Below are 16480 nucleotides of genomic sequence, written 5' to 3' on the forward strand. Positions count from 1 at the left end.
ATCAGCGGTTATTGCGCAGGATGGAGAAATTCAGCGCAGCAGCCACGCACAGCCATGCCAGGTAAGGGAACAGGATCAACCCGGTGATCACGTCCAGGCGCAACGCCAACACCACCATCACCGCCACGACCAGCCAAAGCAGCGTAATCACCACCATACCGGCCAGGACCTGATGGGCACCGAAAAACACCGGAGTCCACAGGGTGTTGAGCGCAATCTGCGCCGCCCATAAAGCCAATACGAATTGGCTCCCCGGGATCAGGCTCAAGCGATATCCGGCCCACGCCAGCAGTAGATAAATGACTGTCCAGGCCACGGGAAACAACCAGTTGGGGGGTGTGAAGCGGGGTTTGACGAGGGATTCGTACCACTGGCCCGGTTTGAAAATGACACCGGTGCTTGCCGCAGCGCAGCAGGCGAGGAGAAAAATAAAGAAGGTCATTGTCCGTCCTTAGCTGGGTTCAGCTGTCGTGGTAGGGAGCATGGCAGGCAGCGGTGGGTTACGATCCAATGCAGTGTCCATTGTCCAAAGACTCGCTGGCCCGCGCATAAATTCAATAAGCGTTCGCGACGCCCGCAAAAGCCAACAGGGAACAAGCATGTTCGCCCGACCTTTCTCCATCGACATTCCTGAAAGCGCCCTTGATGACCTGCGCCATCGCCTGCGAAACACCCGGCTTCCGGTGCCACTGGCCGGGCAAGGTTGGAGCGAAGGGATGGACATTGATGTGCTCCATGCACTGATTGCCTATTGGTCGAACACCTTCGACTGGCGAACCCAGGAAGCAGCGCTCAACCGTCTGCCGCAGTTTGTCGCCACGCTGGGCGGGCAGCAGGTGCACTTCGTCCATCAGCGCGGCGTCGGGCCCAATCCGATGCCGCTGGTACTGACCCACGGCTGGCCCGGCTCGTTCATCGAGATGCAGCGCATCATCGCGTTGCTGACGGATCCGGCCAGCCATGGCGGCGATCCAGCCGATGCGTTCGATGTGGTGGTGCCGTCCTTGCCCGGCTACACCTTTTCCGCGCCGTTCAAGCAGGCGGGTTGCGGGCCCTTCGAGGTGGCGGGTTTGTGGGGCGAGCTGATGACCGGGCTCGGTTACGGGCGGTTCGGTGCGCAAGGCGGCGATGTGGGCGCGGCTGTAACGTCCTGGCTGGGCGTGCGCTTTCCCGAACGCCTGACCGGCCTCCACCTCAATTACATTCCCGGCGCGTACCGCCCGCCGCTTGGCGAAACCGACCCGCCTTTGAGCGAAGAAGAAACCGCTTACCTGCAACGCGCCGCGGCCTTCAGCGAAGCCGAAGGCGCCTATGCGCACATCCAACGGACCAAACCGCAAACCCTGGCCGTGGGTCTCAACGATTCTCCGGCGGGATTGCTGGCCTGGATGGGGGAAAAGATTCTGTCGTGGTGCGATCCGAGCGCCGCTATTGATCGCGAATGGCTGCTGACCAATGTGACGCTCTACTGGGTGACGAACTGCATTGGTTCGTCGTTTCGTCCGTATGTGGAAGGCAGCCGGCGGCCCTTGCTGTTCGCCAGCGGTGAGCGGGTGAAGCCGCCGCTTGGGGTCGCGCTGTTTCCCAAGGAATTGCCGCTACCGCCACGCAGTTGGGTGGAGCGCGGCTACAACGTCAAGCGCTGGACGCAGATGCCGCGCGGTGGTCATTTTGCTGCGCTGGAGCAGCCGGAGTTGTTGGCGGAGGAGATTCGGGCGTTCTTTCGGGATTTGCGATGAGCCAAGGCGGTCTGCAAATCTTGTAGGAAATGACTACCCGTGGCGAGGGAGCTTGCTCCCGCTGGGCTGAGAAGCGGCCTAGGATCGGCGGCTCCGTTTCGTCAGACGTACCGCAGCGCCCGGTTTTGCGGCGGCTGCGCCCCCGAGCGGGAGCAAGCTCCCTCGCCACGGGTTCGGTGTGCGTCCTACAGGTCGGTTGTGGGGGTTGGGATCGACTTCTATAGTTGGGGCGTCGCTGGCTTTGGCTGGTGGCTGGGTTTCGCAGCCCGACTGCAAAGGAAATGCACCGTCGAATGAAATTCAGGCAAACTTGCCCGCGTTCATTTTATGGCGGTTGCGCGCGGGAGATCTTCGGGTCTGCCGGGTTTTCCTTCCTCGGTCTGCGAACCCGCGCGCAACTGCCACCCGTTTGTTTCGCAGCGAAAAGGTGGCATTTCTTTTTTCTTGAAGGAAGTAACCTTATGACCGCTAATCATGCATCTGCCCGCTACACCCCGCTTACCCCGATTGCCACCACCTACCCTGTCCTGCTGATCGACACTCACGCGCCACTGCCCGAACTCCACGCCTGTGTCAGCGAGCGGCTGCACGCCACGCTCGATTACCTGACGCTGGTGGCCTGCTCCAGCCTGCGCGACTCATCCACCAGTGACATCAACACTCTGACCAACGTTGCCCGGATCCTCGTGCAGGACGTGGCCGACGTGTTCGGCGTCATCGAGCGACGCGGCCTCGAAGGCTGACCCACTGCGGAAGCGAGCTTGCTCGCGGTATAGGCTTGGCACTGAGTACATATCCATTGCTGCGGTGATGGCTGCTAATGGTTTCGCTTTTACAGCGACTCACTTTTATGAAGCGTAAAAGTAAGCAAAACGCTTTTGCCCCACCACTTGGTGCCTCGCTAAGGCTCGGCATGCCCGCACTCCGGCATTGCTCCGTGGGCCCGCCGCGAAGGCCCATCCATGGGCCAGCGCGGCTATCCCGGCATCCATGCCGGGATACCCACTCCACAATGCCTGCGTTCGGCCATCGTGGTTAACGGGGCGCCGAGATCAACGTCCGCCGCGAGGCGGCCTCGGAGCCGACCTGGTTCTTGGTAGGACCGCGTTTTTCCTGTGAGTGCGGGTTTGCTCGCGATGGTAGTTGGCACTTGGCAGGATGACGAAAGTACCTTGGTCTCCACTCCCACAAGCAAACGCCGCTTTTAGAGCAAACGATAAACCTGTGGCGAGGGAGCTTGCTCCCGCTGGGCTGCGCAGCAGACCCAAAACCATTCAGCAAGGTGTATCTGGATAATCGCAGGGTTGCATTTTACGGCCGCTGCGCAGCCGAGCGGGAGCAAGCTCCCTCGCCACGGGGTATCGTTTTTCTTGAGTTCAGCATGTCTTTCGAAGACCAAGACCTCCCACAGGAGGAACGCGATCACCTACAGACAGGTCGGCTATAAGGCCGCCTCGCGGTGGACGTTGATCTCGGGCGCCCCATTAGCCACGCTGGCTGAACGAAGGTATTGCGCAGTGGGCAACCCGGCATGGATGCCGGGTTAGCCGCGCTGGGCCAGGGACGGCCCTTCGCGGCGGGCCCACGGAGCAATGCCTTCGTTCAGGCATGCCGAGCCCAGGCGAGGCACCGAGTGGTGGGGCAAAGGCACTTTGGTTACTTTCGTGCCTTTCGAAAGTGACTCGCTGTAAAAGCGAAACCATTAGCAGCCGTCACCGCAGCAATGGATATGTACTCGGTCTGTAAGAGATAGGCCGGCTGTCAGATAGTACCCTCCGGTTCAGTCAACGCCGCCAACACCAACGGATGCAACACCGCATCCGGATGTTTTTCCTGCCACGCCCCGAGATCCCGGCGCATCCCCGGCGTCCAGAAGTTCTTGATGTGCTGTCGAACACCATTCACCGCTAGTGCCTGATCAGGCTCCGTGGCGAAGTAGCGGGCAATCTCGTTGGCCATCTTGATCAGGTTCTGCGAGCTCATCGGCGCACCTCGGCTTTCTCGGCGTGACGACGTTCCTTCAGCAGGCGCCGCTGTTCGTCGCTGAAGGCCTGATAACGCTTCTGCCATTCCGAAGGCTGGCTGACCCGCACGATTTCCACCGCCGTGACTTTGTATTCCGGGCAGTTGGTGGCCCAGTCCGAGTTGTCGGTGGTGATCACGTTGGCCCCGGACTCGGGAAAGTGGAAGGTGGTGTAGACCACCCCCGGCGCCACCCGCTCGGTGACCCTGGAGCGCAGCACCGTCTGCCCGGCGCGACTGCTGATACCGACCCAATCGTCCTCGGCGATGCCGCGATTCTCGGCGTCGGTCGGGTGGATTTCCAGGCGATCCTCCTCGTGCCACGCCACGTTGTCGGTGCGCCGGGTCTGCGCGCCGACGTTGTACTGGCTGAGGATCCGTCCGGTGGTCAGCAGCAGCGGATAACGGCCATTAACCTTCTCCTCGGTGGGCACATAGCCGGTGAGCATGAAGCGCCCTTTGCCACGCACGAATTGGTCGATGTGCATGGTCGGCGTGCCGTCCGGCGCGGCATCGTTGCACGGCCATTGCAGGCTGCCGTGACGCTCCAGCTCGGCGTAGCTGACGCGGCTGAAGGTCGGCGTCAGGCGGGCGATTTCATCCATGATTTCCGAAGGGTGGTTGTAGTGCATCTTGTAGCCCAGGGCATCGGCCAAGGCGATGGTGGCTTCCCAATCGGCCTTGCCGGCCAGCGGGTCCATGACCTTGCGAACGCGGGAGATACGGCGTTCGGCGTTGGTGAAGGTCCCGTCCTTCTCGAGGAACGAGCTGCCCGGCAGGAACACATGGGCAAACTTGGCCGTTTCGTTGAGGAAGATGTCCTGCACGATCACGCATTCCAAAGCGGTCAGCGCCGCAGTCACATGCTGGGTATTGGGATCGCTCTGGGCGATGTCCTCGCCCTGGCAGTAAAGCGCCTTGAAGGTGCCGTCCAGCGCCGCCTCGAACATGTTCGGGATACGCAGGCCCGGGTCGGGTTGCAGGGTGACGTTCCAGGCTTGTTCGAACTGGGCGCGCACCGCTTCGTTGGAGATGTGCCGGTAGCCGGGCAATTCGTGGGGGAACGAGCCCATGTCGCAGGAACCCTGGACGTTGTTCTGCCCACGCAGTGGGTTCACTCCGACGCCTTCACGGCCAATGTTGCCGGTGACCATGGCCAGGTTGGCGATGCCCATCACCGAGGTACTGCCCTGGCTGTGCTCGGTGACGCCGAGGCCATAGTAGATGGCCGCGTTGCCGCCCGTGGCGTAGAGCCGCGCGGCGGCGCGGATCTGCTCGGCGGGCACGCCGCAGACCGGGCCGAGGATCTCGGGGGCATTTTCCGGCAGGCTGACGAAATCGCGCCAGCGGGCAAAATCTGTCGCCTCGCAACGCTCCTTGACGAAAGGCTCGTCAACCAGCCCTTCAGTGACGATCACGTGGGCCAGCGCATTAAGCATCGCCACATTGGTGCCCGGACGCAGCTGCAGATGCAGTTCGGCACGGGCGTGGGGTGAATCCACCAGGTCGATGCGCCGCGGGTCGATGACAATCAGCCGCGCGCCCTGGCGCAAGCGCCGCTTGAGCTGGGAGCCGAATACCGGGTGAGCGTCGGTGGGGTTGGCACCCATCACCATGATCACGTCGGCTTTCATCACCGAGTCGAAGTTCTGGGTACCGGCGGATTCGCCCAGCGTTTGCTTGAGGCCGTAACCGGTCGGCGAATGGCAGACCCGGGCGCAGGTGTCGACGTTGTTGTTGCCGAACGCCGTGCGCACCAGTTTCTGCACCAGGTAGGTTTCTTCGTTGGTGCAGCGGCTGGAGGTGATGCCGCCGATGGAATCGCGGCCGTACTTGAGCTGGATCCGTCGCAGTTCGCTGGCGGCATAGGTGACCGCCTCTTCCCAGCTGACCTCCTGCCACGGATCGCTGATGTGCTTGCGGATCATCGGCTTGGTGATGCGGTCCGGGTGCGTCGCGTAGCCCCAGGCAAAGCGGCCCTTGACGCACGAGTGGCCGTGGTTGGCCTGGCCGTTCTTGTCCGGGACCATGCGCACCAGTTGCTCGCCCTTCATCTCGGCGCGGAACGAGCAGCCCACCCCGCAATAGGCGCAGGTCGTGACGACGCTGCGCTCCGGCTGGCCGATCTGCACGACGCTCTTGTCAATCAGCGTGGCCGTCGGACAGGCCTGGACGCAGGCACCGCAAGAGACGCATTCGGAGTCGAGGAAGTTCTCACCGCCGGCCGCTTCGACACGGGAATCGAAACCGCGTCCGGTGATGGTCAGGGCGAAGGTGCCCTGGATTTCCTCGCAGGCGCGCACGCAACGGCTGCAAACGATGCACTTGCTCGGGTCGTAATCAAAATAGGGGTTGGACACGTCCTTGGCTTCAGCCAGGTGATTGGCGCCCTCGTAGCCATAGCGCACTTCCCGCAGGCCCACCTGCCCCGCCACCGTCTGCAATTCGCAGTTGCCGTTGGCCGGGCACGTCAGGCAGTCCAGCGGGTGATCGGAAATGTACAGCTCCATCACGTTGCGGCGCAGCGTGGCGAGCTTGGAGGTCTGGGTGCGGACCACCATGCCGTCGGTGACCGGCGTGGTGCACGAGGCCGGGTAACCGCGCATGCCGTCGATCTCCACCAGGCACATGCGGCAGGAGCCGAAGGCTTCCATGCTGTCGGTGGCGCACAGTTTGGGGATGGTGGTGCCGAGCATGGCCGCCGCGCGCATCACCGAGGTGCCGGAAGGCACATTGATTTCGCGGCCGTCGATGGTCAGGGTGACCTGCACGTCGCTTTCGCGCGCCGGGGTGCCCAGGTCGATGTCGCTGGCTGGGTCGAAGAGGGTAATCATTGGTCGGCCTCCGTGGTCGCCAGACCGAAGTCGGCGGGGAAGTACTTGAGGGCGCTGGCGACGGGGTAGGACGTCATCCCACCGAGGGCACAGAGCGAGCCGTATTGCAGGGTGTCGCAAAGGTCTTGGAGCAACGCCGCCTGTTCCTGGCGGGCGTTGGCATCGGTGCTGGCGATCAAGCGATCCACCACCTCGACGCCACGGGTGGAACCAATGCGGCACGGCGTGCATTTGCCGCAGGATTCCTCGGCGCAGAACTGTAAGGCGAACCGGGCCATCCGGGCCATGTCGAGGCTGTCATCGGCGACCACTACGCCGCCGTGGCCGAGCATCGCGCCCATGGCGGCGAACGCTTCGTAGTCCAGCGGTGTATCGAACTGCGCCGGAGGCACCCAGGCGCCCAGCGGGCCGCCGACTTGCGCGGCCTTCAGCGGACGACCGCTGGCGGTGCCGCCGCCATACTCTTCCACCAACTCGCGCAGGCTCAGGCCGAACGCGCGCTCCACCAGGCCGCCGCGACGAACATTGCCGGCCAGCTGGAACGGCATGGTGCCCAGCGAGCGGCCCATGCCGAAGTCACGATAGAACTGCGCGCCCTTCTCCAGGATCACCGGCACCGAGGCCAGGGTCACGACGTTATGGACCAGGGTCGGCAAGCCGAACAGGCCCTGTAACGCTGGCAGCGGCGGCTTGGCGCGCACCATGCCGCGCTTGCCTTCGAGGGATTCCAGCAGCGCCGTTTCCTCGCCGCAGATGTAGGCGCCGGCGCCCACCCGGACGTCAATGTCGAAGGCGCAACCGCTGCCGCCCACGTCCGCGCCCAGGTAACCGGCCTCGCGGGCGATGTGCAGGGCTTGATTCAATGTGCTGATGGCGTCCGGATATTCGGAGCGTACGTAGATGTAGCCCATCGTCGCGCCGACGGCGATCCCGGCGATGACCATGCCTTCGATCAGCAGGAACGGATCGCCTTCCATCAGCATGCGGTCGGCGAAGGTGCCGGAGTCCCCCTCATCGGCGTTGCACACCACGTATTTCTGTGGGCCCTGGGCGTCGCGCACGGTGCGCCACTTGATGCCCGCAGGGAACGCCGCGCCGCCCCGGCCACGCAGGCCGGAATCCAGCACGTTGGCGACAACTTCGGTGCCGTCCATCTGGATCGCTCGGGCCAGGCCGAGGAATCCGCCTTGGGCGCGGTAGTCGTCGAGCGACAAAGGCTGGGTGATGCCGGCACGGGCGAAGAGCAAGCGCTGCTGGCTCTGGAGATACGGGATATTTTCTACCAGGCCCAGGGCGCAAGGATGGCTACCAGGGTCGCGCGCCAGCGCATCGAGCAGGCCCGGCACGTCTTGCGCCGTGATCGGGCCAAAGCCCAAGCGCCCTTCGGGCGTTTCAAGCTCCACCAATGGCTCGAGCCAGTAGAGGCCACGGGAGCTGGTACGCCGCACCTCCAGCGGCAATCGCCGACGTTCGGCCTCGCGGACCAACGCATCAGCCACTTTGTCCGCGCCGACGGCACGGGCCACTGAATCACGGGGAACGCAGAGGGTCAGCATGGACCATCCTCCAGGCAGCCATTCACCAGTTGGCGCAGGCGTTCCGGGGTCAGCCTTGCGTGCAGCTCCCCGTCCAGCTCCAGGGCCGGGGAGCAGACGCAAGCACCGAGGCAGTAGACCGGCCGCAGGCTGATGGCTCCGTCGGCGCTGGTGCCGTGATCGTCCAGCGACAGTTGCTCGCGCAACTGCGCCGCCAGGCCCTCGGCCCCCATGCTCTGGCACGACTCGGCCCGGCACAGGCGCAGCGTGTGACGCGCCGGCGGCGTGGTGCGAAAGTCATGGTAGAAGCTGATGACGCCGCGCACTTCAGCCAGGCTGAGGTTGAGGGCATGGGCGATTTCCGGGACGGCGGCGTCGGGCACGTACCCGCAACCTTCCTGGATGGCATGGAGGATGGGCAACAAGGCACCGGGGGTGTCCTTCTTGCGTGCCAGCACGCTGTGAATCAGAGGCAGGTGAAGCGTCTCATCAAGCATAAACGTACCTCGGCATCTCGAACCGCACCGCCGCGTGGCGGTAGCTGTTCGGAGTCTTGGCTGCGGCGTTCGGCCCACGTCACGGTAGCGTGGCAAATCCGATCGCCATTCTTGCTCTCCGGCCAGGTGTCTTTTGGCGCACTTGGTCCGGGGCATCTTCACAGCTTGCCACTCCCGGGGGTTGGCAATTGCACGTGGACGACGAAACGTGTTCTGAAAGCGACGATTGGTTAGCTTGCTTTTCGAAAAACCTTCCCTGACAAGATAGACGATGCAACGACTCTCTGACGGTCCCGAGCAACCGCCAGTGTCAGTTGATGTTACGCAATGCATGTACGACATGGGGGGCGTCAATCGCAACGGATTGAAGCATTCACAAACGCTTGATCAACGCCGGGCCATCATCGCCCAAGCCACCCAGCAGCGTAATGTCGAGTTCGCCGGCGGCGAAACGCTCTACACCAGCGGCACCGTGCATCAACTGGATAAAAACACCCATCCTATCCAACGTGAGTTCTTTGATTTCTACCGCACGCCCCGCGGCGAATTCACACCCGCCAGCTCCTCCAGAGACCTGACCACGCACCCGACGCTGACCAGCAACATCAAGTTCATGAACTTCTATCCGCTCAATGACATCGAGACCATTTCGCCTCATCCAATGCTGTTCATTGCCGGCGCGGATGCGCATTCCCTGGAATCGAAGACCTAACGCTGTTTGAGCAAACGCGGCTAGGCAAGCTCGCCGCGTATAGTCGATGCTTATGTCGACCACACCTCCAAGAGCCGTATCCGTGCCTGAGCTACCTAACGACTGCGCTTACACCAAACGCTTCGACGCCGTACTGGCCTATATCGAGGCCAATCTTGAAGGTGATCTTTCGGTGCAGACGTTGAGTCACGTGGCGAACTTCTCGGTGTTTCACTTCCATCGCCAATTTACGGCATTCGTGGGCGTGCCGGTTTCGCGTTATGTGCAGCTTATGCGGCTACGACGCGCGGCACATCGCCTGGTCGCCCAGGGTGCCTATACGGTACTGGAGGCCGCGCTGGATGCAGGCTTCAAAAGCCCCGAGGCATTTTGCCGGGCGTTCGGCCGAGCGTTCGGCAGTGCGCCAAGCGTGTTCAGGAAGAACGCGCATTGGCAGGTCTGGAACACGGTATTCGCCGTCCCTCATTTTTCCAGGAAAGTACTCATGCACGTACGAATCATCGAACTCCCCGAAATCAAGGTAGCGGCGCTTGAGCACCGCGGACCGCCTGGGCTCGTCAACGAGAGCGTGAGCCAGTTCATCGCATGGCGCATAGGTAGCGGGCAGTCGCCGGTGGCGTCGAGCCGCACGTTCGGCATTCCCTACGGCAACCCCGACACGACACCTCCACACGCCTTCCGATTCGCGATCTGCGGTGAGATTTTCGAAGACGTGAAGCCGAATGAGTTCGACGTACACCCGCTGGTCATTCCCGGCGGTCGCTATGCCGTGGTGCGCCACACGGGGTCTCCCGATCACATCGGCGAAACGATCTATCCGATCTACCGCGACTGGCTTCCCGGGAGCGGCGAAGAACTACGGGACCAGCCATTGGTTTTCCACTACCTGAGCGTCTATCCCGAGACACCGCAGGATCAATGGCAGACTGATGTGTATGTGCCGCTGCGGTAGCGGTACAAGCCCCTCTGCCCTTCGGCATGCCCGCAGCCCGGCGCATGGGAGCGTCCGGCGCCGATCAGGAGCCAGTCACCCCTCAGAACGAATACGCGCCACCAACCGCGCCTGCAATTGCTCAAGCTCCTGTGGATCAGCCTTCCCCTGCCCATGGGCGCCAGGCGCTTGGCCCTCCCAGCGTGGAACGATGTGCACATGGAGGTGGTAGACCGTCTGCCCCGCTGGCGCGCCATTGAATTGGGCGATCTGCACGCCGTCCGGCTGCAACTCGTCGACGATGACGCGGGTGAGGCGCTGCACTGCCGTCATCAGCTTACCCAGCACCGCTGGGTCGACCTCCAGGATATTGCGCGCCTGGGCCGCCTTGGGAATGACCAGTACGTGACCGCGCGACTGCGGGAAGAGGTCGAGGAAAGCCAACACATCCGCGTCTTCGTAGATCTTGTAGCAAGGGGCTTCGCCGCGAAGGATAAGCGCAAAAATATTCTGCGGATCGTATTGGCCGTGCAAGCTCATGGTTGCTCCTTGGAAGGTACTTTAACTTTTCAGCGTCAGCGCTATCTTCTGCTGCAATTCGCTTTCTGAAAATGGTTTATGCAAAACCGGGTATCCGGCAAATTCGCCAGGCACACCGCTAGCACCGTAGCCGGTACTGAACAGGAAAGGAATATCGCGACTACGCAGTATTTCTGCAACGGGAAAAACGCGTTCACCGGCCAGGTTGACGTCCAGGATCGCCAAGTCAATCTGCGCCGCGCCTGCCATTTCCCGGGCCACGGCGAGCCGGGGAACGGACGCCACCACGGTGCACCCCAGCTCTTCGAGCATTTCCTCGATCAACATGGCGACAGTGCCTTCGTCTTCGACAAGGAGCACTCTGATACCCACAAACAGGGTCATGCGTGGTTCTCAGCGACCATAAACGAGAAGCGACAGAGAACGCCCTCAGGAGCGAAGGTGAGCACGAATATTCCGCCAAGGTCACGCTCGATGCAACGCTTCATCAAACGTGAACCTAGCCCCTCGCGCTCCGGTTGGAGCACCGGCGGTCCGCCCTGCTCGCGCCAATCCACCGTCAGCAAGGTTCCGTTCGGTTGTGGCTGGACGTTCCAATTCACCGAAAGCCTGCCGGTCTCGACGGACATTGCGCCGTACTTGAGGGCGTTGATCGCCAGCTCATTGAGGGTCATTGTCAGGCCGAGGGCGATTCGCGTATCGACATCGATGGCATCGCCCTCGATGGTGATTCGACCGGGCTCGGCTCCGAATATCGGGGTGAGCACTTCCTGCGCCAGGGAAGCGAGGGGTGTATGGCCCCAATGCCGCCTCGTCAGCAGGTCGTGGGCTCGGGACAAGGCGAGAAGACGAGCCTCGAACCGGGTGTAGCCGTCCTTGGCGTCCTGGGCGTTGCGCGCCGTTTGGGCTGCCAGCGATTGCACGGTGGCGAGGGTGTTCTTGACCCGGTGATTGAGTTCGTCGATCAGTGTCTTCTGCCGGTCTTCCGCCTGCTTGCGCTCGGTAATATCCACGAGCATGTTGATGGCGCCCACCAAGTTGCCTTCGGCATCGTGCAGGGGCGTGGGATAGGGGGCGAACGGTACGCGCGAGCCATCCGGCCGTTCTGCTATCGCTTCGACACCGCGTATCGGTCGGTTTTCCTTCAAGGCGATCGCCATCGGACACTGGTCGTGGGGCAGCGGGTTTCCGTCGGTGGTGAACAGTTTCCAGGTCACGCACCAGAGCTCGCCCAACCGAGGCGTGCGACCTGATAGTTCGACCGCCGCCCGGTTGAAGAAGTTGATACGGCCGTCGGCGTCGGTGGTGTAGACCGCTGCGGGCAGCGCTTCGAGCAGATTGCGCATGTGCCGCTCGCTTTCGCGAATCTGATTCTCCATCCGTCGCGCCAAGGTGACATCCTGGAGCACCCGCACGCCATAGCAAAACACCCCGTCGGCGTTCCTGACCGATGAGCTGTGGATGTCCAGGTACACGGTCTCGCCGTCAGGCTTGAAAGCGCGCTTGCGCAGCTCGTAGTTGTCCAGCTCGCCGGCCACTTGACGCGCATATAAGGCAGCATCCTCGTCGGTGCTGTCGGGGTGGGTGTAGTCCAGGAAAGTCATTTGCAACAGTTCTTCGCGCGACCGACCGAGCATGTTGCAGAGGGCGTCGTTCACCCGCAGCAGGCGTCCGTCCGCGCCGGCCTCGGCGATGCCGATCGTCGCCGCTTCGTACGTCGCCGCCAGCCTGTCGTCGCTCTCCTTGCGTGCGGCTTCGGCCGTATGGACACAGGTCATGTCCACCGTGAAGCAGCGCGTATTGAAGAGCTTGCCCTGTTCGAACCGCCCGTTGGAAGTGATCGAGACATGCTTGATCGAGCCGTCCTTGGCCCTCAAGCGCGCCGGATAGTTTTCCAGGCATTCGCCGCTGCTCAACTTGCTCAGAATGTCGCAGATGACGGGCTCGTCGACATGAAACTCGGTGATGTTGCGGCCGATATATTCCTTCGTCGGATAGCCCAGCAGGGTCAGCTCGGCCTTGTTGGCGCGCAGGATGATGCCCTCGCCACTGACGATGTGCAGGCCCACCGCGCTGTTTTCGAAAAAATCTTCGAGGTCGGCGTTCTTGCACCGAAGCTCTTCGGCCACGGCATGGTGGGCCGAGACATCCTGGAAGCAGTTGATAGCGCCCTGGATGACTCCTTGCGAATCCTTCAGGGCCCGGATATTCACCAGTGCCACGAACCGCGCCCCATCCGGACGTTCGATGATTACTTCCTGGTTGCGCGTCGGCAGACCCGTTTCCAGGGACGTCGCCATTGGGCAGTCTTCCAACGCAAGCGGGGTACCGTCGGGCAGGAAAAGGCGATAAGAACCGCAGAAGCGGTCCCCACCCTCCCCCAGCTTCGGCACTCGTCCCCACATTGCCGCCGCCTCGCTGTTGTACCGGACCAGCCAGCCTGCGTGGTCGCAGACGTACACCGCGCCAGGAATGGCATCGAGCGCGTTCGTTCCAATCGCCACGAGACTTTCGTACTCGCTCGGCGGCGTATGCGCCTCTGTGGGAAACGCTTCAATATTCGACATGGTTCATCCTCAATCCGCCTGGCCTTGCCATCGCTGCGGTCCTGCAACTTCGCAATGGACACTAGACCCTCTGTTCATCCTGCGAGTTCAGGGAAACTCGACACCGCGTGAATTAAGGTCAGAACCTGAACAAATGGCGCGGTGTTTCCACCATGAGCGCACGCATAAGGTGCGCCGAAGCCTCCAGTGCATGCAACTGTTGCATCACGGTATCGAAACCGACGCGGCTTTCATGTTGTGTGTGCGGCCAGTCACTGCCAGTCAATGCTGATATCCCACAGGCGCCCTTGCCACAGGTCATCATTATTCTGGTGAACGCTAGTGCCCTCCAATCGCGCTCTCGTAGTAGAGTCTCCACCCGATGTCAGAACCCATTTCGAAAGACGTGAGCACCGGACCTATCGTTCGAACGACTCGCATCACGTCATTCGCCCAGCCGCAGCGATAACAACATGATTGAAATCACCGAAATCTCGATTGCCCAGCTCCGGGCTGCGCTCGAATCCGGCCAGGCCACGGCGGTTGAGCTGGTCCAGGCGTACCTTGCCCGGATCGCCGCCTACGACGGCCCGGACACCTCCACCGCCCTGAATGCGGTGGTGGTTCGCAACCCCGATGCGCTGGACGAAGCGCGGGCGTCCGATGCCCGTCGGGCCAAGGGCCAGACGTTGGGCCCGCTCGACGGCATTCCCTACACCGCCAAGGACAGCTACCTGGTAAAGGGGCTGACCGCCGCCTCCGGAAGCCCGGCGTTCAAGGATCTGGTTGCCTATCGCGACGCCTTTACCATTGAACGACTGCGTGGCGCCGGGGCCATCTGCCTAGGCAAGACCAACATGCCGCCGATGGCGAACGGCGGGATGCAGCGCGGCGTGTATGGCCGCGCTGAAAGCCCGTACAACGGCAATTACCTCACCGCGCCGTTCGCCTCGGGCTCTTCAAACGGTGCGGGCACCGCCACTGCCGCCAGTTTCGCCGCTTTCGGCCTGGCTGAAGAAACCTGGTCGAGCGGACGCGGCCCGGCCTCGAACAATGGCTTGTGTGCCTACACCCCTTCGCGCGGGGTGATATCGGTGCGGGGCAACTGGCCGTTGACGCCAACCATGGACGTCGTCGTGCCCTACGCCAGGACCATGGCCGACCTGCTCGAAGTATTGGACGTGGTGGTGGCGAATGATCCCGATACTCGCGGAGACCTTTGGCGCCTGCAGCCTTGGGTACCGATTCCGCCCGTGGACTCGATTCGTCCCGCCTCGTACCAAAGCCTCGCCGCCCAACCGGATACGCTGGCCGGCATCCGTTTCGGCGTCCCGCGCATGTACATCAACGCCGACCCGCAAGCGGGCACCGCGCAAAAGCCGGGAATCGGCGGCCCGACCGGTCAACGAATCATCACTCGTGCGTCGGTGATTGCCCTCTGGGAAGAGGCCCGCAAGGCGTTGGAGGCCCAAGGCGCGGAAGTGATCGAAGTGGATTTCCCGTTGGTGTCCAACTGCGAGGGCGATCGCCCTGGCGCACCGACCGTCTTCACTCGCGGCCTGGTGTCAAAGGAATTCCTCCACCATGAATTATGGGATCTGTCGGCCTGGGCATTCGATGATTTCCTGCGGGCCAATGGCGATCCGAAACTCAATCGCCTGGCTGACGTCGACGGACCGCTGATTTTTCCTCACGATCCCGGCACCCTGCCCAACCGCGAGGATGACCTGGCCGCCGGCATGGACGAATACGTGAAGATGGCCCAGCGCGGCATCACGCCGTGGGACCAGATTCCCACCTTGCCTGACGGTTTGCGTGGACTCGAAGAGACACGCCGGATCGATCTCGAAGACTGGATGCAGCGGCTCGGCCTGGATGCGGTGATCTTCCCCACCGTGGCCGACGTCGGCCCAGCGGACGCGGACGTCAATCCGGTATCTGCCGACATCGCCTGGAGCAACGGGGTTTGGGTCGCCAACGGCAACCTCGCCATCCGCCACCTGGGTGTGCCCACCGTCACCGTGCCGATGGGCGTGATGGCGGACATCGGCATGCCTGTAGGGCTGACATTCGCCGGCCGAGCCTATGACGATTCAAAGCTGTTGCAGCTGGCCTCGGCGTTCGAGTCGATGGGCTCGAAACGAATGATCCCGCCGCGCACGCCGCCATTGTCGAGTGATGACCAACAGGCCTGACGGCGATTCAAGCCTATCTGGCGAAAGCAGGCCCACCGCTGCGTTGCGGTGATGCCTGCGCCGCCAATACCAGGACTACCGACTAATCGAAGCAGCCAACCGCCAGCCGACCTATCTCGGGCCGGGCATAGAGATACCCCTGCATCAGCTCGATTCCCATTGCCAGCAACGTTGCGCTTTCTTCCCGCGTCTCGATGCCCTCGGCGATGACGATGATGCCCAGGCGACTGGCGACCAGGATAATGCCCTCGACGATGGCGCGCTTGACGGGGTCCTGGTCGATGTCACGGGTCAACGCCATGTCGATTTTCAATACCTGGGGCTGGAAAAGCGCCAACAGGTTGAGGCCCGAATAGCCTGAACCGAAATCGTCAATGGCGGTGGTGAAACCCTGGCGTTCGTATTCCAGGAAAATCGACTTCAGATGGTCAGGATCGTCCACCCGCTCGCCTTCGGTCACTTCGAACATGAGCCTGTTCGATGGAAAATCCGATTGGCGCGCGGCCTCCAATGTCGCCCGTATACAGGTCTCGGCCCGGTACACGGCGTTGGGTAGGAAGTTGATGCTGAGCAAGCAATCGGGGATGTCGAGGATCCCCAGCCTCGCAGATTCTTCGATCGCCTTCACTCGGCAGGCCTGGTCGAACCGATAGCGGTTGCTGTCATTTACAAGCCCGAGGATATGGGCTGCCGATTCGCCATTCAGCCCCCTGACCAGCGCCTCATAGGCAAACGCCGTGCGCGTGCGGACATTGAAGATGGGCTGGAAGGCCATGGTGAAATCAAACCCCAGCGCCTCATGGTTGCGACATTCGGCGCAACCAAGGGATTTGAACGTTGGATGAGAGGAAGATTGGCTCATGATCAGTGTTCCGGTCGCGGAAAACGGGGTCGCTGTTGTTGCACAAACTATAGGCGATACCCTTGAG

The 16480-nt window shown here is 62.3% G+C and carries 13 protein-coding genes and 1 pseudogene; 5 read left to right on the forward strand and 9 right to left on the reverse strand.

The features are described from left to right. Window position 1: 1 nt before the first annotated feature. Complete coding sequence (tspO, locus tag J3P95_RS13540) at window positions 2–442, reverse strand: tryptophan-rich sensory protein TspO (protein ID WP_305494863.1); 441 nt, start codon at window positions 440–442, stop codon at window positions 2–4. Window positions 443–599: 157 nt separating this feature from the next. Here tspO and J3P95_RS13545 point away from each other — a divergent pair, with 157 nt between their 5' ends. Further along, a complete protein-coding gene (locus J3P95_RS13545) occupies window positions 600–1739 on the forward strand; it encodes an epoxide hydrolase family protein (RefSeq protein WP_434580989.1) in 1140 nt (379 codons plus the stop codon). A gap of 461 nt (window positions 1740–2200) precedes the next feature. Continuing rightward, complete coding sequence (locus J3P95_RS13550; protein WP_434580987.1) at window positions 2201–2482, forward strand: fructose-bisphosphate aldolase; 282 nt, start codon at window positions 2201–2203, stop codon at window positions 2480–2482. 1018 nt (window positions 2483–3500) lie between these two features. Here the strand turns inward: J3P95_RS13550 and J3P95_RS13555 are convergent. From J3P95_RS13555 to J3P95_RS13570, 4 genes are read right to left on the reverse strand one after another with little or no spacing between them, the layout of a single operon-like run. Continuing rightward, window positions 3501–3722, reverse strand: coding sequence for a formate dehydrogenase subunit delta (locus tag J3P95_RS13555; protein WP_434580986.1), 222 nt, complete (start codon window positions 3720–3722; stop codon window positions 3501–3503). Further along, on the reverse strand, window positions 3719–6595 hold the full coding sequence (fdhF, locus tag J3P95_RS13560; RefSeq protein WP_434580985.1) for a formate dehydrogenase subunit alpha: 2877 nt from the start codon (window positions 6593–6595) through the stop codon (window positions 3719–3721). Before fdhF ends, J3P95_RS13555 begins: the two co-directional genes overlap by 4 nt. Continuing rightward, window positions 6592–8151 (reverse strand): formate dehydrogenase beta subunit, encoded by a 1560-nt coding sequence (locus J3P95_RS13565; protein ID WP_434580983.1) that lies wholly within the window; start codon window positions 8149–8151, stop codon window positions 6592–6594. The genes fdhF and J3P95_RS13565 overlap by 4 nt, the downstream gene beginning before the upstream one ends. Next, a complete protein-coding gene (locus J3P95_RS13570) occupies window positions 8145–8627 on the reverse strand; it encodes a formate dehydrogenase subunit gamma (RefSeq protein WP_186610097.1) in 483 nt (160 codons plus the stop codon). The genes J3P95_RS13565 and J3P95_RS13570 overlap by 7 nt, the downstream gene beginning before the upstream one ends. 322 nt (window positions 8628–8949) lie before the next feature. On the opposite strand from J3P95_RS13570, the pseudogene J3P95_RS13575 reads away from it, so the two are divergent. After that, window positions 8950–9327, forward strand: a pseudogene (locus tag J3P95_RS13575) (hypothetical protein); the annotation flags it as partial. Window positions 9328–9421: 94 nt separating this feature from the next. Next, window positions 9422–10291, forward strand: coding sequence for an AraC family transcriptional regulator (locus J3P95_RS13580; protein WP_434580981.1), 870 nt, complete (start codon window positions 9422–9424; stop codon window positions 10289–10291). 75 nt (window positions 10292–10366) lie between these two features. Here J3P95_RS13580 and J3P95_RS13585 read toward each other — a convergent pair whose 3' ends face one another. From J3P95_RS13585 to J3P95_RS13595, 3 genes are read right to left on the reverse strand one after another with little or no spacing between them, the layout of a single operon-like run. After that, on the reverse strand, window positions 10367–10810 hold the full coding sequence (locus tag J3P95_RS13585) for an HIT family protein (protein ID WP_434557351.1): 444 nt from the start codon (window positions 10808–10810) through the stop codon (window positions 10367–10369). Between the two features lie 21 nt (window positions 10811–10831). Beyond that, entirely contained in the window at window positions 10832–11194 is a 363-nt protein-coding gene (locus J3P95_RS13590) for a response regulator (RefSeq protein WP_434557352.1), read from the reverse strand. Next, a complete protein-coding gene (locus J3P95_RS13595; protein WP_434580980.1) occupies window positions 11191–13377 on the reverse strand; it encodes a PAS domain-containing sensor histidine kinase in 2187 nt (728 codons plus the stop codon). The genes J3P95_RS13590 and J3P95_RS13595 overlap by 4 nt, the downstream gene beginning before the upstream one ends. Before the next feature lie 452 nt (window positions 13378–13829). On the opposite strand from J3P95_RS13595, the gene J3P95_RS13600 reads away from it, so the two are divergent. Next, entirely contained in the window at window positions 13830–15551 is a 1722-nt protein-coding gene (locus J3P95_RS13600) for an amidase (RefSeq protein ID WP_434557354.1), read from the forward strand. An 82-nt stretch (window positions 15552–15633) separates the two neighbouring features. On the opposite strand, the gene J3P95_RS13605 is transcribed toward J3P95_RS13600, so the two are convergent. Beyond that, complete coding sequence (locus J3P95_RS13605; RefSeq protein ID WP_434580978.1) at window positions 15634–16413, reverse strand: EAL domain-containing protein; 780 nt, start codon at window positions 16411–16413, stop codon at window positions 15634–15636. Window positions 16414–16480 lie beyond the last annotated feature (67 nt).

The organism is Pseudomonas sp. Z5-35 (genome assembly GCF_051131945.1).
Taxonomy (GTDB): domain Bacteria; phylum Pseudomonadota; class Gammaproteobacteria; order Pseudomonadales; family Pseudomonadaceae; genus Aquipseudomonas; species Aquipseudomonas marvdashtae.